Genomic DNA, 25043 nt, shown 5'->3' on the forward strand with positions numbered 1-25043 from the left:
CTTCAAGAATAATTAAAATCAGTAGTTTGTCATTCCATTGTTATGCTACGCAGCACCAGCTTGTTCTCGTCGCCGTTCTCTTCTCCTTTGAAGATACCGATAGTCAACATCACGTCTTCTCCGTTGAACTGAGACAAATCGTAAACAAAATCGGCATATCCTTCCGGATCGCCCTTTCCTCCTGCCTCATGGATAAACTTCCAGCAACCGTCGGCGGCAGCCTCGGCAAACTGAGCCGTATTGGAGGCAGGTGCCAAGTGCATAAGAGTTCCATCCATGCGGATGGCTGTCACCTTGAAGAAGGTGGCATTCGTTCCGCTGAAATTGCGGGTCTTCAATGTCATCTTGTTACGTCCGGATGCAATGGAGAACTTGGCATAGAAATAGGATTCGGGCACGGTTGTGCTCACATTGTTCCCACCACGTGTCTTTATCAGATAACCTTCGGAAGGGAATACCTCAGGGTCTTTGCTGAGCGGCATATACGACCACTCGGCACAAACGTGGTCTACCTCGCGCCATGCACGATAAGCGTCCACATAGTTATCGCGGCCTCCTCCGATGGGGCTCATACCCGTGAACTGCGACTTCACTTGCGGCATGGTAGAACGTACCATTTCCTGAGTCATCTTCCAGCCGTCCAGTTCTTCGACTGCTGTTCCCGGCAACCATCCCCATCCTTCAACAACTTCCTTGGCAAAAGCGATGCGACGCAATACCAATTGCTTCCAGTAGTCGCCTGTCTGGGCGCGGAATGTACCGATGGCAATGATTACTTCCTTACCGATGTATTTGCTCAAGTCTACCGGAACAGAAGTGTAATTTTCCGAGGCATAGGTTCTGACGTCGCCCACCATCTCAGCTTTCGGATCGGCAGCAGCCAGGTCTACCACCTGCACGCCATAGTATGCCGGAGCAGCTTCGTCGGCACTGTGCGTACGAATCTGGAGGGTCATCATGTAGTTGTCTTCTGTAATCAGCTTGCTTCCGAATACAAAGGAATCGAACATCTCCAAGTCGGCGGGATTCTTGCGGTCGTCTTCATTGTTGCGAATGCGGAGAGTGGTACCTTCGTTCTGCTCTTCCCAGTCGCCACGGAAGTCCATCGTACACATGTAGTTGCAAGCCCAGTCCCAGTGGGGATAGCTTTCGGCGTTTCGTCCACCGCGGTATTCGTTATAATACCATTTTTCGGCAGCTTTCAAGTCGTCGATGGTCAGTCCGCGCAGGATTTCCGTTCCCCCCATGCGCACGTCTGTAGTAGCAATGCCATCCACAAAGTCGGCCATAACCACTTTCTTCACGATAGAAGCATAACCATCTTTCGTAAATGTAACGGTATAGTCCGCCAGCGGCAAATTGCCAATTTCAAACGTACCGTCGCTTCCGGTGGTGGTAGTCTGCGTAGAGCTGATGCTGACTGTCACCCCTTCCAACGGAGCACTTCCCTTTCCTGCATCGGTCACTTTTCCTTTGATTTTTGCAGCTGCATACTCCATCTTAGGGCTGACTTCGGCTACTTGTTCTTCGTTGAATTTTCCTGCCACAACGGTAACGCTTACCGTCTGGTAATCGGCTTTCGTAAATGTAATTATATGTGTACCTATTGAAATGTTTTCGAGTGTATATACACCCTGTGAATTTGTCGTGGCCCGAGGGCCGTCCGGTGTAGCCGTTATACCGGAACCATCGACTTGAACCGTTACCCCTTCGAGGGGAGAAGATAAATCGTCCGTGACGACACCCGTCACCTTTCCATAAGATAAAGCCCCTCCGCCCGTGTCATCATCCGAGCAGGAGCTTACCATGAACACCATACTTATAAGCATGGTCATCAGTCCGAAGACTTTTAGCTTTTTTGCCTGTTTCATAGTTTAATTATTATTAGAAGTTAATATAACAAAGGAGCCGATGCCAATCGCCCACATCAGCCTCAGGGCATTGTAAACCGCCCCCTCGACCACAAATTTGATTTTGCATGGGTTAATTTTAGGGTTAATTTGCGTATAATGGGACAAAAAAAACATTAATCCGAACTATTTTAACCCATAAAAGAAAGGACAGACTGCACTTGACTCTTCAAGTATCGAAAGGGGAAACGTGAATCAAACAATTATCGCACGGTTCTACTAACCCCCCATTTCCAACAGTCCATTTGTCCTCTTTTATCAACGCCGGAACCTTAATTCTTAAAACGCTAATTATCAGAGGCTTTATAATAGTGTTATCTCAGTATACGACTAAGATACCCTAAGTATACGACTGAGGGTACCTAAGTATAAGACTGAGGTATCCTGAATATGCGACTGAAGTCAAAAGCTTTTCGCTTTGTAAACATTTATCAGACACAACAAGAGCCATCGGACAAGCTGAAAGAGGCAGACCGAAGAATAAAAAGAGAGAAGACTGAAAGCACCGGATGCAACGTGCCGGGGAACTAACTCCAGTAAAGACTGAAAGGATGAGGATAATCTTCCCCCGTATATTTTTTGTATTCTGCCACAAATTTCTGGTAAGTGCCAATAGCGGCATTCTCATGCTTGAGTATGAAAAGCGACTTGAGGCAACAAGACAAGGCTGTCTCGTTCACCGGGTCGATATTGAATTCCGCTTCGGCCAAACTCACAGTTTCCGCATAATCCTGCGCCTCGAAAGCCTCCTTCATCAACTGCAAGACAAGCACTTCCAAGCGGCACTCCACATCTTGCTTAAAACCGTCGAACAACGGACCGTCCATAAAGCCGACAAACTTGCCACGCCCTACGATATACAAGAACTCTTGTCGGCACTCCTCTATCCGGTTTTCGGCAACTATCGCCATAAAACGCAAATAGTCGCAATAAAAATCGGAGGACAGCGTGAAACGGAAACATCCTTTTTCGTAAACCAGTTCTATGCCATCCAATTCTTTTAGAATTTTGCGCAGGTGATTGATGGCTACTCCACGCGAGTTTTTCACTTTGTCCTTTGGCTTGTCGGGCCATATCAAATCGCTCAGTTGCTTGGAAGAAATTCCGTCGGCATCGCTATAACGCAAAATGAGACAGAATATCTGCTTGATACGCAAGGAAAACATATAGGAGATATTGCGTCCGTTCCGGTCGAAAACGGAGAAATCACCGAATAAATACATCGAATTGACAGTTCCCGTATCCACTGCCATCTTCTCCACCTTTACATCAGAGGCTTCAGGAAGTTGTTCCTTGTCCTGTCGCACAGCTTTGCCATCCTCGCCCTTGCCGGAGTTTCGATGCCGCTTGTACACTATCCACACGCTTCCGCCAGCTACAGCCACAACCGCGGCTACCAGTACCAGCCACACATGTAAAGCATTTCCTCCACCGTTATTTGCAGTATATTTTTCAAGAGAAACCGGTGGAAACAACAGTGAGTAGACAGAAAATTTGGAAGACACGTCGTCGCTTGTTTCCTGCACGGTCACAAAAAGCCTGCTTTGACGCTCGTTGTAATAAAGACGAGCGTTCGTCGTGATTTTGTCGGAGTAAATGGGAATGGAATCACCCAATATATGACAACTGCCATCTTCTACAGAAAAACGGTAAAGATGCAAAAACGAGTTGGAGACACTCTCGGGATAACGCAAGACATAGAAACAAGAGTCATTCAGTATAACCATATCCTGCGCCGGAACCATATTAGGCTGTCCTTCTGAAATGTCCCAAAGCTTCTGCACACGCATTTCTTGCAAATCCACCTTATAAAAATCGTGAAAATAACAACGACCTATCACCTGGTCGCCCGACTCATTGCCCATGCCCCCGAAAATGTAGACAGAATGATTACTGTCCAGATAACCGGCCGAAGAGAAATAGCGCGGACAAAGAAAATCGCCGGACAGAGAACCCAGCGTATTCCAACGTCCCTCCTCTGCATTGAACATATAGAATTTATTGCTGTAGTACATATTGCCGAAACCGCCGAAGATGGTGTAACGTTTGCGAACTGCATCATAATAGGAACAGTGATGATGCAATTGCATACTCAGCCGACTGTAACTCTCCACCCTCCAGCCCAACGTATGCAAGTCCAAACTCGCTATCATAGGCTCTGAATCTCCATTCTCGGTATACACCTCGTAGGCATAGAGCCTTTCACTACCACTATCGAAGAAACTGCCGGCAAGAAACAGCTTCACAGGACACCGTTCGGCAAAAGCCTTGGCAGAAGTGCTTCCCGTCTCCATATTGTAGACGAACAACGAATCACGGTTGAAATAATAAATCTCGTTTCTGTCGGCATTGTAGCAAGAACCAGCTTCCGAAGCCGACGCAAAGCCACCCTCTTTCCTCCAGTGATAGGCCTCGTTAATCAACCATATCGGGTTCTCCACTTTTCCATAAAGAGTACCCTCTTGGTTACAGACAGATTCTCCGTCCGCCTCATCCAAGGGAAATGTGTAAGTATGCTCGGCATTCACAACCAGCTTGTCAACAGCTATCTCCGGAACGTCAATGATGTGGTCGCTCTTACCGAACACGATTTTCGGACTGAACTCATCAGAGAGCAACACCCCCTTACATACCTTTTCTTGATCGTGAATTTTGAGAGTAATCTCATCCTGCTTCAGGTTGAAAGCTATCTTCACCTTGAACCAATGGGATTTCATCGCCTCCGCCTTACTGACAGGCAAGGCTATCAACACACACTTCCCCTCCTGGTTCAAACGGAACAAGATGTCATCGCCACGAAAATCAAAGAAAAGATTGAAAATCTGTCCTTCGTCAGCTCCCTTAACCCGCAATACATAGCCGACACTCTCGGTAGAATACAGAGCCATGTTGAACTCCAAGTCAAAGTAGTCTTTGAAAGAGGGACAACTGTGGGCAAACACATCATAGGATGTCCTTTCGTCGATAGGGCTGGCTGCGCCACGAAATCTCAATCCGTATGCGGAAACCATTTGGGTAGTGCAAAGACTGATTATTAAAATGATATATCTATATAAATGTACCATTAGGTTTTCATTTAAGGTTATGCAATGCCATCATAAAACATTAGCCAACATTTATTAAGAAATGATGGGAAGATTGAAATGCAAATATATAAAATATTAATGAACGAATAATATTTTGCTAAAATAAAGTAAGTTCCTATACAGCTATTATAAAAGACTAAAAGTCCGTATCATCCTCGCTCCTATAGAAGCGGAAGATGTACGGACTGGATGAGAAGTAGATACGGAGAGATTAGGAAGGCAGCATGGAAAAATTATGACGTAGGTACTCCCGTCACAATTCCCCGGCCATGTGTCCCTATATAAACCCGCCCATATTCCTGCATATCACCGCAGATATGCAATACCAGGCCATATTGATGGGCATCATCGTTGATACGTACCCAAGAGTTCGCCGCATCGTCAGAACGGAAGAAACCATATTGCCCGTTGACTACGCCTATCAGATAGATGGCAGGATAATCATTGCCTGGCTTTGCCTTGCCAAAACCAAAAGCATAGATGGTACGTACCTTATCCAAAGCACGGAAATCAAATTTTTCTGAAGCAGCAGAGCGGTACAAACCATCATAAGCTGCAATCCACAAATCTTTTTCATGACCGGGAGTAGCGTAGATACGGTCTTGCCCTCCACGCGGATCTCCTCTTCGTACGGCGGCACCGGCATTACCCCGTTGGAACCGTTTAACAGTTAAATTCAATGTGTCGGCATGAAAAGTCGCCCCACCATCCTCGCTGCTATACAATATTTCGGCCACAGCATCTACAGCATAAAAACGTTGGGGGTTCACCTTGTCTGCAATGACGCGGATATTCTTAGGCAAACCACGACAAGATTGCCAAGAAGCCCCTTTATCACGAGTCAGATAAGCCTCCGAGTGGTCGGGTGTCCAAATCCAAGAAGAGCCGTCTGCTGCCACGGCGATATGCCCATTACGAGATTTTTCAGTCGGAACAGTGGCACACATAGTCCAGTGCCTGCCTCCATCTTCTGAATATGAAATAGTCTTTGCACCCGGCTGATGGCCGAACAGTGTACCAACCCTGACTATCAAATCCTGCTTCAGCCAGGCACCCGTCACTCCATTCGTATTTCCGAAATGAGGATTGGCATGGCTGCCCAACGGGTCGGGCCGATTGAGGTCGAAATGCGTAAAGCCACCATAATCACCGATACCGGAAATCAGACGCGCCCCTTTTTCGGGAGCATAGAGTTCGAGGGGCACGGTCTCTTCGATACCGGCAGACATGATACTCCATTTCACCGGTTCCCCACATTCCACGGCAGAGAGATTAAAAGTTTCCCAACCACCGAAACCGGTGGTAAACATGGCATGTTCGGCGTCGGCAGGGTCTATCTCAATATCGAACATCCAGTGCAGAGGGGCTACTTTTGTATAGGGAGCCTTAGAATAATCATACTCATATCCCGTCTTGAAAATCGGTTTCCAGCTCTTGCCACCGTCAGTCGTACGGAACATCTCATCACTTTTATAACCGTGCTTGCCCCCCAGACTGTGTGTACTGGCAATCAGATGCTTCGGATTACGAGAATCTACAGATACGGCTGCATAGCCAAATCCTGCCTTTTCGCCACCTGGCAGTCTGACGGGAGAAATGTCTGTCCATTTGCCTTTACGGGTATCGTATTTCCATACGCCTCCATCCCCCATCTGGCTTGGACCGGGAGTATCTCCATACGTCAGAACCAATTGCCCGTCACCGGTCAAGACCATATGCGTGGGGCGATACTGCACCGGCTGTCCCCCGACCGGCTGCCAACTTTCACCATAGTCGTGGCTCACGAACAGATTTTCCCTGCCCATCAATGAAACTGCCACATAAATGTCACAGGTGCCGCGCCCATCACGAGTGCCTTGTGCATCATAGGCAACACAGACAATGCCACTGCCGCGATTCCCCCATGCGACACGGTCGGCGGGATTGAACTTCTCGGAGACATCCGGGAAAGACACCACCCGTGCCCAGCTCTGTCCTTTATCCGTACTGCGCCACAAGCCATGCAAACGGGTCCCCATATAAATGATATTCCCATTCTGCGGGTCCACCATCATCCGTTCCCCATTGCCACGCCCATTCTCGTTGCCGCCCATCGTAAAGGGCACATCGACACGAGTAAAGGTTCTGCCGCCATCATAAGAACAAAGTATGGCCCCATTGGAGCTACTGGTATACGTACCGCAGGCAATATACACGTTCTGCGGATTCTGCGGGTCGATGGCAATGCTCTCCACCCCCTGCAGATTACTTTCATCCAGACTTATCCAGTCCAGCAAAGGCGTCCATTGGTTGGAAACAGCGTCCCACCGATAGGCTCCTCCCATATCGGTGCGGCAATAACGGACACCAGGAGCTTCTGGGTGAAAAACGATACCGTCCACAAAGCCTCCTCCCACTATCGGTACGCTCTTCCATTCGTAAGAAACGGAATTCACCGGAGATATATCTTGAGCAAGCATCGGCATGCCGCCCAACATCAAACTTATTCCTGCTAAAAACAACTGTCTTTTCATAAGCATCAGGGTCCTAAAACAAACATTCTTTATATTGCTTCCAAAGATAAGAATATTTCATTGATATTTCAGGCTGAAACATTTGACACTTCGCATATACAATACTAATAAACAACATATTAACAAAAACAAGAAACTAAATCAAGCCATAAAAAGATTAAAATAGTACCCATAAGAACTCTCCTCTCCAACAGCTTTTGTAACAACAATGCAACATATATGACACAAAAACACAACACGCATGTCCGAACTTTGCCGCCGACAAATCATTCGACAACAACAAATCATGAAGAAAAGCGTATTGACAGTACTGATTGCCCTGCTGCCACTGGCCGCAATTGCCCAGCCCCCTTCCATCAACGAGGACGGGAAAAAGATGGAAAAGGAAAAGATGGAAACGAAAGACTACCTGCCGGAAGTCCACGGAACCATCCGCGCCAAATACGAATATCAGACCACTATGGGTGCAGGACGTTTCGAGGTACGCAATGCACGTATCAGCGTAACGGGCAACGTACTGCCCATTGTTGCCTACAAAGCCGAGATAGACCTCTCCGACGAAGGCCAAATCAAGATGCTGGATGCCTACGCCCGGCTTTTCCCGACAAAAGGACTGACGGTCACCGCCGGACAAATGCGTGTTCCCTTCACCATCGATGCCCACCGCTCACCGCACCAGCAATACTTCCCCAACCGGTCGTTCATCGCCAAGCAAGTGGGCAATGTACGGGATGTAGGATTCACAGTAGGATATACCCTGCCCACCGATGTACCTATCACCGTGGAAGGAGGACTTTTCAACGGTTCCGGACTGACCAACCAGAAAGAATGGCACAAGGAAGTGAACTACTCCGCCAAAGCCCAGTTCCTCTTCACCAAAGGACTGAACCTGACACTGAGCGTGCAGAGCATCCAACCGGAAGAAGTACGTATGCAATCCTACGACATCGGTGCCTACTATGAAACCGGCCGTTTCCACATCGAAGGCGAATACTTGTACAAGCAATATTCCGACAATGCCTTCAAAGATGTACATGCCGTCAACACTTTCATCAACTACGATCTGCCGTTACGGAAAGTATTCAACAAAATGTCTTTCCTGCTACGCTATGACATGATGACCGACCAGAGCGACGCCAAAACCGCCGATGAGGAAACCGGCAGATTGACGGTGACCGACTACAAACGCCAACGCCTGACAAGTGGCATCACCTTCAGCCTCAGCAAAGCATTCCGCACAGACCTCCGGTTGAATTACGAGAAATACTTCTATGCCAAAAACAGCATAGCGAAGGAGTCGGAACAAGACAAAGTAGTATTGGAATTGATGGTACGTTTCTGATATTTCTTGGCTTCCCCTTGTTTCTTTCATTCCAAAAATGTATATTTGGAATAAATTATTCCGAGCTATGGCAAATCCAATCATACCCGGTATACCGCAGACTGAACAAGACTTATTGTATAGTAAACTGAATGCATACAATCAAGGGAGAGCCTCTTATAAGGAAGTAGGCGCCTATCTTGTCGTACTGCCCCGGCCGGAACATCCCCAATATACTTTGTGGGTTTACTCTCCACTGCCCGGAAGACAGTCCATCTTCTACATTTGCGACCTTTCCACCGACATTCACGAAACGCTACGGATGGCAAGCACGCTATGCTTCTACTCGCCGCGCAGCCTGCTGCTTGTGGAGTATAATGCCAAAAGAATGCAGAGCAAAGGGGACGACATTATCTCCATAGGCAAATACCACGGCCACTTCCTGCACGAAATTCTCCGTATAGACCCTGCCTATCTCACGTGGATAGCCTTCAAATTCCAGCCTCGCATCCCCAAACAGGAACGTTTCGTACAGATTGCCAAGATTTACCATTCGGTCTACCTCGACATACAACGAAGAAAAACGTACCAAACCAACGGCGGACGTTTTCTGGGGAAGGAAGGGGAAAGAGTGGAGAACCTGACACTGACCGTACTCAGCGTACGACTGGAAGACAACCCCTACAAGACACAGCTCAAAGGAACCACTCCTTATTTCTACGTACGCCAAGTGTTGAAACTGAAAGACTCCGTCGGCAACTTCGTCAGCATCCGGATGAACGCACGCACGGCAAGCCGGAAATCATGCCAACTGCCTGCCGTGGAACATGCCTACCAAGTAGGGGAAATCATGGAAATAGCATCGGCACGCATAGCACGTACCTATATGATAGGAAGCAGCAAATATACCCGGCTGACACATGTGAAGTTACACGTCCCTACCGGGTAAAGGATTTTCTATCAGATACGAACCACACGCTGCATACGGCTGCTTTCCCAGGCTGCCTCTATCAAGCGGATGACTCCGATCACCTCGCGGGCATCGCTCTGCAAAGGTTCGCCGTGGCGGATATGCCGATAGATATTCTCGTAAAAAGCAGCATAATTACCGGGAAGGCTCGGATAGGACTCACGCACGACTTTGCCGTCCCTTTCGGTATGAAGCAGCCCCCAAGAGGACTCATCCTCCTCGCCCCAGTGCGGAGTACCGGGTAATACACCCTCGGTCAAGGCCGCTTCCTGCGGGTCGAGGCCATATTTCACGTAAGACCCTTCCCTGCCGTGAAGAACGAAACGGGGTTCGTTCTCGCACATCAGATAGCTGGATTTCAGTGTTATCTTCACTTCAGGCGCTTTTGAGGGACGCAACAAATGGATAATGAAATAATCATCCACCTTGCCGTCCTTGCGCAGCGTGGCAATATCTGCAAAAAGGGCTTCGGGCATCCCGAACAGTTGCACAGCCTGGTCTATGACGTGGGCGCCCAGGTTATAGGTCAAGCCGCCGCCATCTTGTCCGGTTTCCTTCCAAGTATTCGGCTTGATGAAATTACGATAACGGGGAAAGGTGGACTCAAACTCCACCAGATGTCCCAGCAAGCCCTTGGACAGTATTTGCTTGACTGTCAGGAAATCACAGTCCCACCGGCGGTTCTGGTAAACGCTCAAGGTCAGCCCCCGGCTTGCGGCAAGTGCCACAAGTTCCTCAGCTTCTGCTACGGTGGTGGTGAAAGGCTTCTCCACAACCACATGCTTACCTGCTTCGAGGGCGCGGCGAGCATACTCATAATGAGTGCTGTCCGGTGTGTTGATGACAACCAAATCCAACCCTTCCAGTCCGATAAGTTCCTCAAAACTCCGCACAATACAAGCGTCGGGATACTTCTCCCGGGAGAGTTCCTTACTGCGCTCCGTAACGGCAGTCAATTCAAAATGAGGGTTGGTGGAGATGAAGGGAGCATGGAAAACACGTCCCGACATTCCGTAAGCGGCTAATCCGGTTCTTATCTTGTCCATATCGTTCTTTTTTAAGTTCACCCTTATTCCGTCACCAACGGACGCTTACGCCAATCGTCTTTCACATAGCTATCCGGGTAGACTGTTTTATCAATGATTTCACCACCTTTCAGACGAATCCAGGTGGTGAAAGTACGGGCACCTTCCTTCATCACAATGACACGGGCACCGTTGGACAAATGGTTGTACTCGGTATTGCCACCGGTGAAACGGCCGTAAGCCAGCAGAATGCCTTTCCACATTACGGCATAATCGTTGTCATGGTCGTGTCCGACAAACATACCCATCACATCACCGGCCTCTTTCATGGCAGTGAACATGCCCGTATTCAGCTCCGGAGCGCAAGCCTTTTCCATGCGGGTACCTATCAGTATGGCGTTCTCATCGGAAGCGGCTTCGTTATATTCCGGCAGAGGGATGTGGAAGAATGCCAGTGCAGGCAAAGGTTGGCCACCGTTCTTTGCTTTATAAGCGGCACTCTGCCGACGGTACCAGTTCACCTGGTCGAAAGTGAGCCAGTCGTACCCCTTTACGTCGGGCAGTTTAGAGTAGGAATGGGAATCCATGCAGTAAAGCAGGGCTGCATCCTTCTTGCCGTCCGAGGATTTCAGTGTGAGGACATAGTCGGGGGATTCAACTCCGCCACGGTCGGGTTGGATATTGAAAGGCATGGAACGGATAACATCATAAAGTTCGGCACGTGTTTTTCCCTGCTCGTTGTCGTGGTTACCAAAGGTTACGACAAAAGGAATCTTACGGTCCGTAGCATAGGAAAGCACCTTGCGCATGGCTGTATCGGCAGGTGCGGCATAGACCACATCGCCGGTAAAGACTACTAAATCGGGGCGCTCAGCATCGAGCACCTCGCCAATACGCTTCAAAGCAATGTCTGAAGCCGGATTACCATACTTAAAGTGGATGTCTGTAAACTGGACGATTTTAAACTCTCCATTCTTGTTGAACTGTAAAGGCGATACTTGTGCCGGGCAGAACAAGGAGGATAAAAGTGCCAGACAAAAGGTCAAGGAGATTTTCTTCATATAAGTGGATGATTAAATTGAGTTGATATTATTTCATGTCATTCCTTCACTATCAATACAGTGGCATAGGCGGATATACCTTCCTCCCTGCCCGTAAAGCCGAGTTTCTCCGTGGTGGTGGCCTTGATGGAGATGTCATCCTCGTCTATTCCCATCACCGCGGCAAGCGTACGTTGCATTTCGGGAATATAGGACTTCAACTTAGGCCGCTCAGCGCAGATGGTAGCATCAATATTACCCACCAAATAGCCTTTAGCAGCTATCAGTTCTATTGTTTTCTTTAACAGAATCTTGCTGTCTATATTCTTGAACTCACCGGCAGTATCGGGAAAATGATAGCCGATGTCGCGCATATTCGCCGCTCCCAGCAATGCGTCACAGATAGTATGGATGAGCACGTCTGCATCCGAGTGCCCCAACAATCCCTTTTCATGTTCCAGGCGGATACCGCCCAGCCAAAGCTCGCGCCCTGCCACCAGTTGGTGGACATCAAAGCCGAAACCTACACGTATCTTCATATCGTTACTTCTTTAAGTTGATACGAAAGTACGGAAAAAATAGGAACAAGAGAAGGAACAAGACACAAATTGCACGGATTACGCCGTTTTTTGCTCCCCTTGTGGAAAGAAAATCGGAAGTAAACCGTGCAATCGGTATGGAGCATGAAGAATATGTTACGGTCTGTCGGGCAGACTGTCTACAATTCCTTTATAAAAAGCTCTCACATCTTGCCAGTGATAGAAAGGAGCCATATCCGTCTTCACCGGGATACTTACTTCATGCTCGTGCAGCAACAGTTTTACAATCACATCTTCCGGCGAGCCTTTCTTGCGGAAGAACACCAGCTGTATATTTCCTGCCATCGGCGCAACCTTGTAGTTGCACCACGCCTGATAGAACTTATCGGGGTCGGCCTCCTCGTTATAGCAGTTCTCCAACTTCATCAATCCTGCCAGGGGGATAATGTTTCCATCATGTGCAAAGTGGAAAGTAGCCGAGTTTCTACCCGAAGCAATAGCCTCGTCGGCAGCGGCAATGATGTTCTCCAGTGTCGGTTTGGCGTTTGCCACCATCAGTCCGTTGGTCATGGGCGAGGGACCGTCGCACACGTAGTTCTTGTAGTTGTGTATCTGCCAAATGTCGAATAACTCTTGCTTCTCAAAAATATCATAGAACGATACTTCCTGCTCCACGTCCTGCATGTCCGAGGCTATCGCATAAAGACCGCGCATCAGTTCCTCCGGATTCACACGTTTATGGACAAACTCTTTATCGGAGAAAAGTGAGTTCATCAGACGTTCGGGACGAACATGGCTCTTCTCGAATTTGCGGAACTCCTCGTACCAAGGGCCCTTGTGCGAAGTGAACTTCATGGCTTCCTGCGTATGAAAGTTCAAGTAAGGCATGTATTTGTTGCTGGATTCACGCTCAATCTTCAGTTGGGGATTGAATTCCTTCAGACGTTCGCAGAAGGCATCCATACTGAGTACGCAACGTATTACGAGTGTAGCACATGCCGACATCTCCGGCGCACCTTTAAAGACTTCGGGAAATGCCTGATACATACGTTCGGCAATACCGCGCTGCTGATCCACGCCCACTGGGCTCAAGTCTCCACCGCGTCCTTCGGCATCTGCCCAGACAATAGCCAACCGCTTGCGCACATCTTCGCCCAGCGGAGTAAGTTTACCTGCCTGATGTGCCTTTTCAAACACTTCCATCACACGGATATACTCCTCGTCAGAAATCAGCCAGCGCGAGCCATGACGTCCGAAGTGACTGATATAGAAAGGCTCGTAACCCTTCGGTGCCTTGGTCTGTACACCCGGTGCCGGATAGGCATAATACACTCCTCCGGTAACGGCAATGTTATCGAAGATTTCTTCGCGCGTGGCTTGTGCATACGACGATGTATGCACAGCCGATGCGGCAAAAAGAATGGTAGAAAAAACGATTCGTTTCAATCTAAAATTCATAGGATAATAAAGCTTTTCAGTTCAAGAAATCAGGATTTTGTGTCAAATTAGGATTGGTGGTAAACTCGTCCTGCGGAATGGGGAAGAGGTTGTATTTGTCGTCCACATCCTTACCTATGTAAGAACCTGCCACGCCATTGTCACTACCTTTCCAGTCCCAGTTATATCCCTTGGTGAACTTACCAAAACGAATCAGGTCTGTACGGCGAACCAACTCCATGTGCAACTCGCGGGCACGTTCATCCAAAAGGAAATCAAGATTCAACCGACTGTCGCTGATGCGTCCCGATACGCCATTACCATATTTGCCGGACATGTAAGCACGGTCTCTGATTTCATTCACATACTCCAACGCTTCGGTACGCGAACCACCTTCGGCGCCACGCAGAATAGCCTCAGCCGCCATCAAGTAGGCATCTGCCGTACGGAACATCGGATAATCGACAGAGGAGTACTTCGTGCCGCCTGGTTCCAGTTCACTGCCGTCTTTGCGCACGTTTCTCCACTTGATGCAGGCGTAGCCGTTATTGAAATCGCTCTGGAACTCCTTGCCTTCTACCCAAGTTTCTTTGGTGTGGCCAATAGAGAAGAATTGGGCACGCTTGTCTTTCTTGCCGTTCCCCCAGATGTCGTCTGCCACAAAAGTCTGGTCTTCTTCTTCGAACATATCCACCAGCTGTGTCTTTACGCGGGCATTGCCCCAGGTGCCGTTCACACCTATCCGGATATAGTTGCCCATATCTCCATTCATCAACGCCTTAATCAGGAAGTTAGTACCTGAGCTGCCTTGCGCATAGTCTGCATCCTGCACCAGCGGCCAGATGATTTCGGAACAAGTTTCATTGTCTGCCAAGAAGATGTGGCGATAATCGGAAGCCAGCGGATAATTACCTTCCGTAATTACCTTTTTGGCATATTTGTATGCGTTTGTGTATTCATTCTTTCCTACCCAAGTTTCGGCATTCAAGTAAACACGTGACAGCAAGAACCAGGCTGCTACACGGTCCACACGGGCATATTCGTTCTTTTTGGGTTCTTTCAGCAGGGTGGTCAATTCTTCCAGTTCGGACACCACAAAGTTGTAGATTTCCTCGCGAGTGGCTTGCTCGGGCATGTCACCTACTTCCATCGTTTCGTCCACGAAGGGTGTAGAACCGTAAAGGTCGCAGAGCATACTGTAACTATAAGCACGGATGAAGCGGGCTTCGGCACAATAGTATTGATACTCGTCTTTCAAGGCTTCATACACACCTCTCTCCTGCAATTTGCTCTCTGTACATTCACGTAGGAACTCGTTGCAATAGTTAATGGTCATGAAAAGACGGTAATAAGGATAACCCACAATCTCAGTAGAAGCATCCCAATTCAAGTAAAGCATGGCACGTACACCCTTGCTGCCACCGGACTGGAATACGATTTCATCCGTACAAGCTTCCTGCAAGTAGAACAAGGCACGAGTATAACCAGAATATCCTTCATCGATGCCCGACACATCGCCGTCTCCTCCGTCACCACCCTTCTGCCCTGTCTGTATCAGGGCAGCATAACACTTGGCAATCATGCCGATATAGCCCTCGGGAGTAGAGTACACCATCTCACCGGTCAGTTCGTTATCATCCAGCGGCAATGTATCCAGGTCGCCCAGGCAAGAAGCAAAAAGTGACACAGCCAGCAAACATACTGTTACTAATTTGAAATATCTAGTTTTCATAATCATGTATCTGTTTTTAGTCATTAAAAATTAAGGTTAACTCCCAGCATGAACGTACGCGGACGCTGATAGATGTTTTTATCGATTCCGTCATAAAGCTCCGGATCAAGACCGGAGTATCCGCTCAAAGTGCATACATTCTGTACGGCGAAGGAGAGACGGAGCGATGTCCCGTCGTTCCACAGTTTATTGAACGTATGACCGATGGTGATATTGTCTATACGGAAGAAGTTGCCTCTCTCCAGGAAATGGTCGGTGAACTGGCGGTCTTGCGTAAACTTGTTTTCGAGCGTAGAACGCAGGATGTTGCTGGAAACGCCGTTGCTGCCATAGAGTGCATCCAAGGAGTTGGAAGCAGCCACATAGTTATAGACATAGAAACCGAAGCTACCGTGTCCGTTGATGCCCAAATCCCAATTCTTGTAGGACAGACGGGTGGACAGACCGCAATAGTAAGGGGCCTTGGAACTCTTACCAGTGACGTACTTGTTAGAGTCTTCTTCGCTAGAAGTGATGGAGCCGTCTTTGGCAATGTATTTACCGTCCAGCGGCTGTCCGTTTTCGTCATAAGCTTGCTTCAGTAGATAGTAGGTATTCGGAGTCTCTCCTACCATGTGTACTTGCAGATAGCGGCCTGTACCTCCGGCGTTACCTGTCTTTACGTAGTTGCTCTCGTTGTCGATGGTGTTCAGCTTGGTAATCTTTGAGGCATTCCAAGTGAAGTTACCGCTGATGTTCCATTCCCAATCTTTGGTCTGGATGGGAACCAAGTTCACACCGATTTCAAGACCTTTGCTTTCCATATCACCGATGTTGGTTTCGATACGGTTGGTGAAGTTACTGCCGGCAGGTACAAAAATGTCGTTCAGCAGGTCTTTCGTGTTACGCCAGTAGTAGTCAATCGTACCCGAGATGCGGTTGTTCAAGAAACCGTAGTCGATACCGATGTTGTAAGTTTCCGTAGTCTCCCATTTAATGTTGGGATCGTAGCCGTTGGGGCGGTAGGTGGTGTACCACTTGTTACCGAACAAGTATCTGGACTCATCGTAAGATGCAGTATAGGTGGACAAATGCTGGTAGTAGGAACCGATGGACTGCTGGCCGGTCTGACCGTAGCTCAAACGGAGTTTTAGGTCGGACACTACTTTGTTGTCTGCCAAGAAAGCCTCATCGTTCACACGCCATGCAGCGGCTACGGAAGGGAAGTAGCCCCAACGGGTCTCGGGCGAGAAGCGAGAAGAAGCATCGGCACGTAACGTAGCAGTCAGCATATAACGCTGTTTCCAAGAGTAGTTCAATCGACCGTAGAAGGAGAGCAGGTAGAGTTCAGCTTCCTCGTGCTTGGGAGAGGTAAGATCCTCACCCTTGGTGTCGGTAGTGGTATCATGGTTCTTGTACCAGAAACGTTGCCAGCCGTAACCAGCCATGGCATTGAGGTTATGGTCGTTGAAGTCTTTGGCATAGTTGGCGTAGAAGTCGAGTAGTGTATTGCGTTTGTCGTTATGATATGTATAACGCTTTCCGGTACCATCCTGTTCGTTGCCGGTGTACATGGCGGGGGCCAAGTCAGGCATGTTATCGTGTTTGTCTTCCGTCAGGAAATCATACCCCATGTTCAGGTTCAGTCGAAAGTCTTCAAAACCGTGTATTTTATAATCGAGGGCAATATTACCGATGGAGCGTTTGGTCTTGTTCTGCTTGTCGGCAAGTTCCAAGTCGGAGACGGGGTTTGAGGCAGCTAGCGTGATGGGGGTATTACTTACACCCATCCACATATAGTACCCCAAACCTACATTACCGTCATAGTTCTGATATACAGGGCGTGTAGGGTCGAAACCTACGGCACTTCCGATGACACTGGTGGAAACCGGCTTTTCGTCCTCGATGCTACCCTTGATATTGATGTCAACAGAGAGATGCTTGTCGAAGAACTTGGGCGACAAACCGATACTGGCATTGAGGCGCTGGTAGTTGTTGTTTTTCAACGTACCGTTCTGGTTGGTATAGCCCACGGACACGCGGTAAGGCATATTCTTCAAAGCACCAGTCATGGAGAGGTTGTGGTCTGTACCCATTGCCACGCGGTAGATTTCATCCTGCCAGTCGGTATTGACATCACCCAGCTTGAAAGCCTCCGGAGCATTGGCATACTTGGCAAAGGCTTCGCGATATTCGGAAGCGGAAAGTACATCCAGTTTCTTATACACATTGCCCACCGTCACGTTGGCACTGTAGCTGAAAGAGGGACGTGAAACACCGTCGGTGTTTCCTTTCTTCGTAGTGATAATGATGACACCGTTGGAGGCACGCGAACCGTAGATGGCTGTTGCCGAAGCATCTTTCAATACCGTAAACGAAGCAATGTCATTCGGGTTGATAGAGCTGATGGAGGCGTTGCTGACAGGCACACCGTCGATAACTATCAGTGGGTCGTTGTCTGCTGACAAAGAAGCTCCCATACGGATACGGATGGTACCGCCGCTGCCCGGAGCACCGCTGCCCGGTACAATGTTCACACCGGCAACCTTACCCACCAGAGCGTCTTCGGCAGTCAATTGCTTTCCTTTGTTCAGCTCGTCCGGCTTCACAGTTAGCAGAGAACCAGTGACATCTCCTTTCTTCACTTGACCGTAACCGATTACAACGACTTCGTCCAGCATCTCCGTGTCTTCCTGCAAAGTGATGACGAGCGGTGTATTGCTGCCGGTAACCGTCAGTTCCTGGCCCTTAAAACCGATACATGTAATGGAGAGAATATCATTGACGGCAGCTTTCAAAGTAAAGTTACCGTCCACATCAGAGATAGTTCCCACAGAGGTACCCTTTATCAAGATGTTAGCCCCAATCAGTGGTTCACCTGTGTGGTCTTTCACATGTCCTTTCACTGCAATATCTTGTGCCGAAAGTGACAAAGACAAGAGCAATCCCAGCAACGGGAGAATACTCTTTGCGATTTTAATCATGCTTTTCATATAATACAATATATAGTTAATAAAAATAATGTTTGCCAAGAAAAGGAACCAAGCACGCCCGGTTCCATGTAATCCTTATACCCAATCTTCTTAACTAATACTTATCAAAAAACTACAGTTAACTTTAATCTTTTGTCGATGTTGCAAAGGTATATGATTAACTGTCCCGCGAAAAAGGCGAGTAGAAGCTTAAAGTAGACGCAAGCAGATTAGCTTTATCTATAAAACATTAAAAAACAGCATATTGTGAAAATCAGCAGAAAGTAAGAAAGTAGATTCACATAAAGGGCATAGGAGGAGTTTTACCCTATTTTCTGCACCATATTCAGGAAATCTTCTTTAGAAAGAAAGGATTTGCTCCGCACTTTCAAGCGGTAATTATATACGGTCTGCGAAGAGTAATGCAGGAAGGTGGCAATCTTTCCGCTATCTGAAATTCCCAACCGAATCAAGGCAAACACACGGAGTTCCGGAGTCAGCAGTTCGCCCTCTTTAGGATAGATGCGCTCGTTCTCCTGCAAAAGGTTATTAAAGTCGTTCACAAACTTAGGATAGAGTTTCAGGAAGACGCTGTCGAACGTATGGAAGAATTCTTTCAACTCGCCGGTGACAAAGGTGGTGGAGTGGATGGTTTTCACCAGGTCGTCCAGCTGCCCGGCCTTCACTTTCCTTGCCAGCATCTTGCGGAATTCTTCCTGCTTGTCTATATAGACGGAACACATGTTGAAGACGTAGCCGATGTACTCCTCCTTCACACGGTTCGACTCCTGCAACCGAGCATTCAGTTCCTGCAAGTCACCGTTGATGTGCTTCAATTCCTTGTTCATGTCATCCATGGTCTTTCTGGCAAGGGAAAGGCGCTTCATCTGATGATAAATATAGACCAAGGCCACCAGCAATACTGCCGCCAGGATGGATATCCATATAAATAAGGTGACCAGCTGTTCTTTTTCCTCATGCAACTTGGCCTCGTAGGTGGAGTTGATGACGGGCAACATCCCCGAAATCTCCATCGTACGGTAGCGAGCATTACAGAAGGTAGCATCTTGCATGGAGCATTCCATATAGGTATACGCACGTTCTATGTCGCCCTCGCCATAGAGCAGGTTGGCAAGTTTCCAAAGCGAAATGTATTCCTTTGTTCCGCTTTGCACGTCGGCTATTGCCGAGATGGTAAGATATTTCTTTTCCTGCTTGTGGTCTCCTTTGGCACCATAAACGCTTGCCAATGCAACAGAAGGAATGGCAAGGCTGAAGTCCTTCTGGCTATGGATATCATAGCAACCCTCCAAAACACCTATGGCTTCGTCATACTTACCCTCATACAGTAGTTTGTCGCCCAAAGTCAGTTGATAGCCTTGCGAATCGGGACGCTTCACACGCAGAATGGAGTCTTTGTACTGATATGCCAGCCGGGAGTATGACGCCTGCAATTCTTCTGAAAAAGCATAGGATGCCATCAGCGTGTACACTTTATGATAAAGATTATAGTAGTAGAACATATCTATCGCACCCAGTTCCTCCTGGGGAATGTCTTCCAAAATTTCCAGTCCTTCCTTATACATTCCTGTACCAATCATCACCTCTGCCACACGCATACGAGCAGAGTAGAGATGCGATGCTACGGGCATACGCTGGGCTACTTCCACGCAACGATTTGCTGCCCACAAGGCAGAGTCCATGCGGTAGGCGCTGTATTTGCCGAACAACTCCTGGTAGATTTCCAGTAATTCCGCATCGGAACGGGTAGCCTTCAGCTGGCACTGCAAGGCATTGATTTGAGACTGACGTTCCAGTGTATATCGTTCACGCCCCTGCACAGATGCATCAAGCACCCGAAGCAATGAATCCACCTCTCTATCTTGGCAGAATAAAGGCATAGTGCAAAACAAAGCGAAAAGGATGGCAAACAAACGTTTCATGCAGTACGGTTTCTCTGTCTATAGTTCAAGATTACATCACAAAAGTAAACATTTACCCGTTGATTACAAAGTTCTTTGGACAAAAGATGTTTGGACGAAATTAGTAAAGGGATACTTTAGCTTTATAAAGCAGAAGTTTAGTAAGCTAACATAGAGGTTTACGGACAAAAATCCCGAATGCTGCTCAGCGGATATTGAAGTCAAGTACTTTCTCTTCCCCAAGATAGCCCTGCAAGTGCTGTCCGATGCTGACGGGACCTACTCCCACAGGGGTACCCGTGAACAGCAAGTCACCGATTTTCAAGGTCATGAAGCGGCTGACATAAGCAATGATTTCATCTACCTGAAAAAGCATATCCGATGTATGACTGCGTTGCACCTCCTTATCATCAATCGTCAAATGGAAGTCCAAATTCTGTACATTGCCGCCCACTTGTTCCAAAGGGACAAAGGTGCCGATAGCTGCCGAATTGTCGAACCCTTTGCAAAGCTCCCACGGATTACCCGCCTCACGGAACTTACGTTGCAAGTCGCGTGCCGTGAAGTCGATGCCCACCGTCACCGCATCGTAATAGCGATGGGCAAAGCGGGGAGCAATATTCTTGCCCAAACGGCAGATGCGCACCACCACTTCCGTCTCATAATGCACTTCGTTGGAAAAGTCGGGGATAAAGAAAGGTTTGCCATCTTTCAGTATAGCCGAATCGGGTTTCAAAAAAATAACCGGTTCCTTATTCTCATGTGTATGTCCCAGCTCCTTGTTGTGCAGAGCATAGTTCATTCCTACAGCAATAATCTTCATTACTTGATCTCATTAAAGTTCAGTCTGTTAAACATCACGGCCAGATGGGCATAAAGGGAAGTGTTCTGCACGACAATGTTTTCGGGAACACGGATACGGAACGGGGTGAAATTCCATACGGCCTTGATACCGCCCTCTACCATGGAATCCGTTATCTGCTGGGCTATTTCGATAGGCACCGTCAGCACGCCTATATTGACATCGTACTCCTGCATCTTCTGCTTGAACTCGTCCGAATGATAGATGGGGATGCCGCTCAATGTCGTACCCACCAATTCAGGCTTCACATCAAAAGCAGCCACTATCTCCAAACCGAAATGGCTTAGGCCCGAGTCGCGCAACAAGGCACCTCCCAAGCTTCCAACACCGAACAGAAAGGCTTTGTGTATATTGGTAAATCCCAAGAAATCCTCCAGTACAGCTATTAGTGTGTCCACCTCATAGCCCACACGCGTACGTCCGGAGATGTTGACATACGAAAGGTCTTTGGCAATTTGTGAAGCATCAATATTGATTTCCTTGGAAATCTGAGTAGATGATACGAATCGTTCACCCTGTTGTTTCAGCAACTTTACATTAGAAAGGTACCACGGAAGTCGGCGCAAGGTAGGCTCTGGCACCTTCATGGTTTCTTTTTTCTGTAACGGACTGCTCATAGTTTCTTATTTAAGTTCTCAATATTGCGATTGACAAAAGTAGTGCTTTTTTTCTAATCAATAATACGGATGCAACAAAAGCTTAACATAATTTCTAATTGCATAATTCCACATAATATCGTACTTTTGGGAAGTCTAAAAGAAAGAAGTATGAAGAATAATGATTGGAAAGAACGGTTGAATATAGTCTATTCCACCAACCCGGACTACAACTATGAGATGAATGACGATGAGGAGCAAGCTACCCTCCCCCCTGCACAACAACGCCTGCGTGTACAGCTGGACCGCAAGAACCGGGGTGGCAAAGTCGTCACTCTTGTCACCGGTTTCGTGGGCACCGACAATGACCTAAAAGAACTGGGCAAATTGCTGAAAAGCAAATGCGGAGTGGGTGGAAGTGCCAAAGATGGAGAAATCATTGTGCAGGGCGACTTCAAACAGCGTGTCATCGACCTGCTGAAAGCCGAAGGATACACGCAAACTAAGCCCGTGGGATAAACTAAACCATCATCCGTCTCACTGCAATTGTAGAGACATAAAAAAAGTGACCGTTTAGGAATTCACCTCCATATACGGCCACTTCTTTTTATAGAATCGTTTCTAAGCGGAATTATTCAGCGCGCAAAGTAAAACGTTTGAAGTCAACAACCTTCAATTCAGGATCAGCTTCTTTCAAGACTTCTCTAACTGTCTTCTTGCCGTCCATGATGTCTTCCTGGTTCAGCAAGCAAACTTCTTTCAAGAACTTGCCAAGACGGCCCTTAGCAATATTCTGAATCATTTGTTCAGGCAGATGTGCAGCTTTCTCGGCAGAAACAGTAGCAATGATTTCCTTTGCCTTTGCCACGTCTTCAGCAGTAATCCAGCCTTTGGCCATGTTGCTTTCCATGTGGTCTTCGCTGTCCACGTGAGCCGGGTTGATACCAGCCTTCTTCAAAGCGGCCTCAACAGCCTTCTGTACCTGTTCAGCTTTTGTCTTCTCGATAGCAACATCTATTTCCTTCTGCTTGATTTCTTCAGATACGCCATCTTCGTCTACTGCAATCGGGTTCATGGCAGCAATCTGCATGGCAATCTGCTTAGCCAGTCCTTCTTCAACAGCCTTGTTGAAAGCAACAATAGTGCAGAGGCCATTTCTGTTCATGTGGTTATAAACCACAGTGCTTGCACCTTCTACAGTCATGTAACCATCCAACTCCATCTTCTCGCCAGTGATACCGCTACGGTCTGTTACAGCATCCTGTACAGTACCGTTGCCCATCGGCAGAGCTTTTACTTCGTCCAGAGTCTTGCACTTGTTAGCCACGGCAAGGTCCAGAATGTCCTGAGTCAATTTCACGAAATCAGCATTCTGAGCCACGAAGTCAGTTTCGCACTTCAGAGCGATGATAACGGCAAAGTCACCCGTAGTCTTAGCCAGCACACAGCCTTCAGAAGCCTCGCGATCTGAACGCTTAGCTGCAACAGCTTGTCCCTTCTTACGGATAATTTCCATTGCCTTGTCGAAATCGCCTTCAGCTTCAGTCAAAGCATTTTTGCAATCCATCATACCAGCACCGGTCATCTTGCGGAGCTTGGTTATATCAGCCATACTTACAGCCATAATATCTTTTTATTTTAATTGTTAATAATATCCTTATAAAGTAATTGAGAGTTGAGAATAGAGAATTGAGAATTGCCGTAAAGTAACTCTCAACTTTCAATTCTCAACTCTCAACAGTATGATTAAGCCTCTTCTTCCTTCATGAAAGCAGCAGCCTTAGCGGCATTGATTGCTTCCTCGTCGGACTTGTCGAGTCTTGCTTTTGTAGCTTTCTTCTTACCTTTGTTGGCAGGAGCTTCACCGGCAGCTTCCATGTCTACCTTTTCGGCCTTACGTTCTTCCAGACCTTCCTGCATAGCAGCGCAGCAAGCATCAAGAATAACTTCTACTGACTTAGTAGCGTCATCATTTGCCGGGATTACGAAATCGATATTCGTAGGATCGGAGTTTGTATCAACGATACCGAATACGGGAATCCCCAGACGGTTAGCTTCACGAACTGCGATGTTTTCCTTCATTACGTCGATAACGAACAGAGCAGACGGCAGACGAGTCAGGTCAGCGATAGAGCCCAAAGTCTTGTCCAACTTTGCACGTTGACGTGAAATCTGAAGAATTTCTCTCTTGGAGAGGTTTGAATAGGTACCGTCGCTTGTCAACTTGTCGATGGTAGCCATCTTCTTGACAGCCTTACGGATAGTCGGGAAGTTAGTCAACATACCACCCGGCCAACGCTCGATTACATAAGGCATATTTACAGATGCAGCCTTATCGGCAACCACCTGCTTAGCTTGTTTTTTAGTAGCAACAAACAGGACTTTCTTTCCTGATTTAGCGATTTGCTTCAAAGCTTCAGCAGCTTCGTCAATTTTAGCAACCGTCTTGTTGAGGTCAATGATGTGAATACCATTGCGCTCCATGAAGATGTAAGGAGCCATTGCAGGGTTCCACTTTCTTTTCAAGTGACCGAAGTGGCAACCGGCTTCTAATAATGTATCAAAATTTGTTCTAGACATTTTCTTTTAAATTAATCGTTTACTTTCTTTTTTGTTTCTTCTAAACCAACCGCCGGGTAGTCTGAATCTGAAGAGTCCCGGTAGTTTAGATACTAAACGCTTTTTCAGTTGAGAGTTGAGAGGTGAAAGTCGAGAATTAAGCAACTTGTCCGCCCCAACCGTTCTCCAACTCTTAACGTTTACTGAACTGGAATCTACGACGTGCTTTCGGTTGTCCCGGTTTCTTACGTTCAACAGAACGAGGATCACGAGTCATGAAACCTTCAGAACGGAGAGCAGCCTTGTCCTCAGCATTGATTTTCACCAGTGCGCGGGCAATTGCCAAACGCAAAGCCTGAGACTGGCCGGTGAAACCGCCACCGCAGAGATTAACTTTGATGTCGTACTTTTCAGCAACACCCAGCTTATTCAACGGCTGTTTAACTACATACTGAAGAATGCTTGATGGAAAGTACTCTGCGAGGTCTCTCTTATTAATAGTAATCTTTCCAGTACCTTCGCTTACGAAAATACGTGCAATTGCACTTTTACGTCTGCCTAATGCATTTACTACTTCCAT

At 47.6% G+C, this 25043-nt stretch carries 18 protein-coding genes; 3 read left to right on the forward strand and 15 right to left on the reverse strand.

All coding sequences use genetic code 11. The annotated features are described in order from the left end of the window. Nucleotides 1-29: 29 nt before the first annotated feature. From DW096_RS15515 to DW096_RS15525, 3 genes are all read right to left on the reverse strand, one after another. Nucleotides 30-1871, reverse strand: a complete 1842-nt coding sequence (locus tag DW096_RS15515; RefSeq protein WP_117963350.1) for a collagen binding domain-containing protein — start codon at nucleotides 1869-1871, stop codon at nucleotides 30-32. Nucleotides 1872-2437: 566 nt separating this feature from the next. Further along, the gene (locus DW096_RS15520; RefSeq protein ID WP_057281554.1) at nucleotides 2438-4975 is read right to left on the reverse strand and encodes a hypothetical protein; all 2538 of its coding nucleotides are present in this window, start codon (nucleotides 4973-4975) and stop codon (nucleotides 2438-2440) included. Nucleotides 4976-5229: 254 nt separating this feature from the next. Further along, nucleotides 5230-7509: a sialidase family protein gene (locus tag DW096_RS15525; RefSeq protein ID WP_227212805.1), complete on the reverse strand. Its 2280-nt coding sequence runs from the start codon at nucleotides 7507-7509 to the stop codon at nucleotides 5230-5232. 286 nt (nucleotides 7510-7795) lie between these two features. On the opposite strand from DW096_RS15525, the gene DW096_RS15530 reads away from it, so the two are divergent. Beyond that, nucleotides 7796-8851 carry a porin gene (locus DW096_RS15530; RefSeq protein ID WP_057281552.1) on the forward strand — a complete coding sequence of 352 codons (1056 nt, stop codon included), beginning with the start codon at nucleotides 7796-7798 and terminating at the stop codon, nucleotides 8849-8851. Nucleotides 8852-8918: 67 nt separating this feature from the next. Beyond that, on the forward strand, nucleotides 8919-9779 hold the full coding sequence (locus DW096_RS15535) for a hypothetical protein (RefSeq protein ID WP_057281551.1): 861 nt from the start codon (nucleotides 8919-8921) through the stop codon (nucleotides 9777-9779). Between the two features lie 11 nt (nucleotides 9780-9790). Here the strand turns inward: DW096_RS15535 and DW096_RS15540 are convergent, their stop codons facing one another. From DW096_RS15540 to DW096_RS15580, 9 genes are all read right to left on the reverse strand, one after another. Then, complete coding sequence (locus tag DW096_RS15540; protein ID WP_057281550.1) at nucleotides 9791-10846, reverse strand: Gfo/Idh/MocA family oxidoreductase; 1056 nt, start codon at nucleotides 10844-10846, stop codon at nucleotides 9791-9793. A 23-nt stretch (nucleotides 10847-10869) separates the two neighbouring features. After that, nucleotides 10870-11886: a metallophosphoesterase family protein gene (locus DW096_RS15545; protein WP_057281549.1), complete on the reverse strand. Its 1017-nt coding sequence runs from the start codon at nucleotides 11884-11886 to the stop codon at nucleotides 10870-10872. A 38-nt stretch (nucleotides 11887-11924) separates the two neighbouring features. Continuing rightward, the gene (ispF, locus tag DW096_RS15550; protein ID WP_005833434.1) at nucleotides 11925-12404 is read right to left on the reverse strand and encodes a 2-C-methyl-D-erythritol 2,4-cyclodiphosphate synthase; all 480 of its coding nucleotides are present in this window, start codon (nucleotides 12402-12404) and stop codon (nucleotides 11925-11927) included. A 156-nt stretch (nucleotides 12405-12560) separates the two neighbouring features. Beyond that, entirely contained in the window at nucleotides 12561-13862 is a 1302-nt protein-coding gene (locus DW096_RS15555; RefSeq protein ID WP_117963348.1) for a histidine-type phosphatase, read from the reverse strand. A 16-nt stretch (nucleotides 13863-13878) separates the two neighbouring features. Beyond that, nucleotides 13879-15573 (reverse strand): RagB/SusD family nutrient uptake outer membrane protein, encoded by a 1695-nt coding sequence (locus DW096_RS15560; RefSeq protein ID WP_057281716.1) that lies wholly within the window; start codon nucleotides 15571-15573, stop codon nucleotides 13879-13881. Between the two features lie 23 nt (nucleotides 15574-15596). After that, entirely contained in the window at nucleotides 15597-18545 is a 2949-nt protein-coding gene (locus DW096_RS15565; protein WP_016274427.1) for a TonB-dependent receptor, read from the reverse strand. A 302-nt stretch (nucleotides 18546-18847) separates the two neighbouring features. Beyond that, on the reverse strand, nucleotides 18848-20467 hold the full coding sequence (locus DW096_RS15570) for a DUF6377 domain-containing protein (protein ID WP_022401794.1): 1620 nt from the start codon (nucleotides 20465-20467) through the stop codon (nucleotides 18848-18850). 184 nt (nucleotides 20468-20651) lie between these two features. Next, nucleotides 20652-21269: a fumarylacetoacetate hydrolase family protein gene (locus tag DW096_RS15575; protein WP_057281548.1), complete on the reverse strand. Its 618-nt coding sequence runs from the start codon at nucleotides 21267-21269 to the stop codon at nucleotides 20652-20654. Then, complete coding sequence (locus tag DW096_RS15580) at nucleotides 21269-21925, reverse strand: redox-sensing transcriptional repressor Rex (RefSeq protein ID WP_057281547.1); 657 nt, start codon at nucleotides 21923-21925, stop codon at nucleotides 21269-21271. Before DW096_RS15580 ends, DW096_RS15575 begins: the two co-directional genes overlap by 1 nt. 150 nt (nucleotides 21926-22075) lie before the next feature. Here DW096_RS15580 and DW096_RS15585 point away from each other — a divergent pair, with 150 nt between their 5' ends. Beyond that, nucleotides 22076-22423: a translation initiation factor gene (locus DW096_RS15585; RefSeq protein ID WP_057281546.1), complete on the forward strand. Its 348-nt coding sequence runs from the start codon at nucleotides 22076-22078 to the stop codon at nucleotides 22421-22423. A gap of 112 nt (nucleotides 22424-22535) precedes the next feature. Here DW096_RS15585 and tsf read toward each other — a convergent pair whose 3' ends face one another. The 3 genes from tsf to rpsI form a co-directional block, all read right to left on the reverse strand. Beyond that, nucleotides 22536-23528 (reverse strand): translation elongation factor Ts, encoded by a 993-nt coding sequence (tsf, locus tag DW096_RS15590; protein ID WP_005829605.1) that lies wholly within the window; start codon nucleotides 23526-23528, stop codon nucleotides 22536-22538. Nucleotides 23529-23650: 122 nt separating this feature from the next. Next, nucleotides 23651-24484 carry a 30S ribosomal protein S2 gene (gene rpsB, locus DW096_RS15595; RefSeq protein ID WP_005829604.1) on the reverse strand — a complete coding sequence of 278 codons (834 nt, stop codon included), beginning with the start codon at nucleotides 24482-24484 and terminating at the stop codon, nucleotides 23651-23653. Between the two features lie 172 nt (nucleotides 24485-24656). Continuing rightward, nucleotides 24657-25043 (reverse strand): 30S ribosomal protein S9, encoded by a 387-nt coding sequence (gene rpsI, locus DW096_RS15600; RefSeq protein WP_005829603.1) that lies wholly within the window; start codon nucleotides 25041-25043, stop codon nucleotides 24657-24659.

This window comes from Bacteroides sp. AM07-18 (genome assembly GCF_003602695.1).
Taxonomy (GTDB): Bacteria; Bacteroidota; Bacteroidia; order Bacteroidales; family Bacteroidaceae; genus Bacteroides; species Bacteroides uniformis.

What these genes read in the sequence shown, in the direction of transcription:
- DW096_RS15515 (WP_117963350.1), bottom strand. Translation starts at nt 1,871, where the DNA reads ATGAAACAGGCAAAAAAGCTAAAAGTCTTCGGACTGATGACCATGCTT.
- DW096_RS15520 (WP_057281554.1), bottom strand. Translation starts at nt 4,975, where the DNA reads ATGGTACATTTATATAGATATATCATTTTAATAATCAGTCTTTGCACT.
- DW096_RS15525 (WP_227212805.1), bottom strand. Translation starts at nt 7,509, where the DNA reads ATGAAAAGACAGTTGTTTTTAGCAGGAATAAGTTTGATGTTGGGCGGC.
- DW096_RS15530 (WP_057281552.1), top strand. Translation starts at nt 7,796, where the DNA reads ATGAAGAAAAGCGTATTGACAGTACTGATTGCCCTGCTGCCACTGGCC.
- DW096_RS15535 (WP_057281551.1), top strand. Translation starts at nt 8,919, where the DNA reads ATGGCAAATCCAATCATACCCGGTATACCGCAGACTGAACAAGACTTA.
- DW096_RS15540 (WP_057281550.1), bottom strand. Translation starts at nt 10,846, where the DNA reads ATGGACAAGATAAGAACCGGATTAGCCGCTTACGGAATGTCGGGACGT.
- DW096_RS15545 (WP_057281549.1), bottom strand. Translation starts at nt 11,886, where the DNA reads ATGAAGAAAATCTCCTTGACCTTTTGTCTGGCACTTTTATCCTCCTTG.
- ispF (WP_005833434.1), bottom strand. Translation starts at nt 12,404, where the DNA reads ATGAAGATACGTGTAGGTTTCGGCTTTGATGTCCACCAACTGGTGGCA.
- DW096_RS15555 (WP_117963348.1), bottom strand. Translation starts at nt 13,862, where the DNA reads ATGAATTTTAGATTGAAACGAATCGTTTTTTCTACCATTCTTTTTGCC.
- DW096_RS15560 (WP_057281716.1), bottom strand. Translation starts at nt 15,573, where the DNA reads ATGAAAACTAGATATTTCAAATTAGTAACAGTATGTTTGCTGGCTGTG.
- DW096_RS15565 (WP_016274427.1), bottom strand. Translation starts at nt 18,545, where the DNA reads ATGAAAAGCATGATTAAAATCGCAAAGAGTATTCTCCCGTTGCTGGGA.
- DW096_RS15570 (WP_022401794.1), bottom strand. Translation starts at nt 20,467, where the DNA reads ATGAAACGTTTGTTTGCCATCCTTTTCGCTTTGTTTTGCACTATGCCT.
- DW096_RS15575 (WP_057281548.1), bottom strand. Translation starts at nt 21,269, where the DNA reads ATGAAGATTATTGCTGTAGGAATGAACTATGCTCTGCACAACAAGGAG.
- DW096_RS15580 (WP_057281547.1), bottom strand. Translation starts at nt 21,925, where the DNA reads ATGAGCAGTCCGTTACAGAAAAAAGAAACCATGAAGGTGCCAGAGCCT.
- DW096_RS15585 (WP_057281546.1), top strand. Translation starts at nt 22,076, where the DNA reads ATGAAGAATAATGATTGGAAAGAACGGTTGAATATAGTCTATTCCACC.
- tsf (WP_005829605.1), bottom strand. Translation starts at nt 23,528, where the DNA reads ATGGCTGTAAGTATGGCTGATATAACCAAGCTCCGCAAGATGACCGGT.
- rpsB (WP_005829604.1), bottom strand. Translation starts at nt 24,484, where the DNA reads ATGTCTAGAACAAATTTTGATACATTATTAGAAGCCGGTTGCCACTTC.
- rpsI (WP_005829603.1), bottom strand. Translation starts at nt 25,043, where the DNA reads ATGGAAGTAGTAAATGCATTAGGCAGACGTAAAAGTGCAATTGCACGT.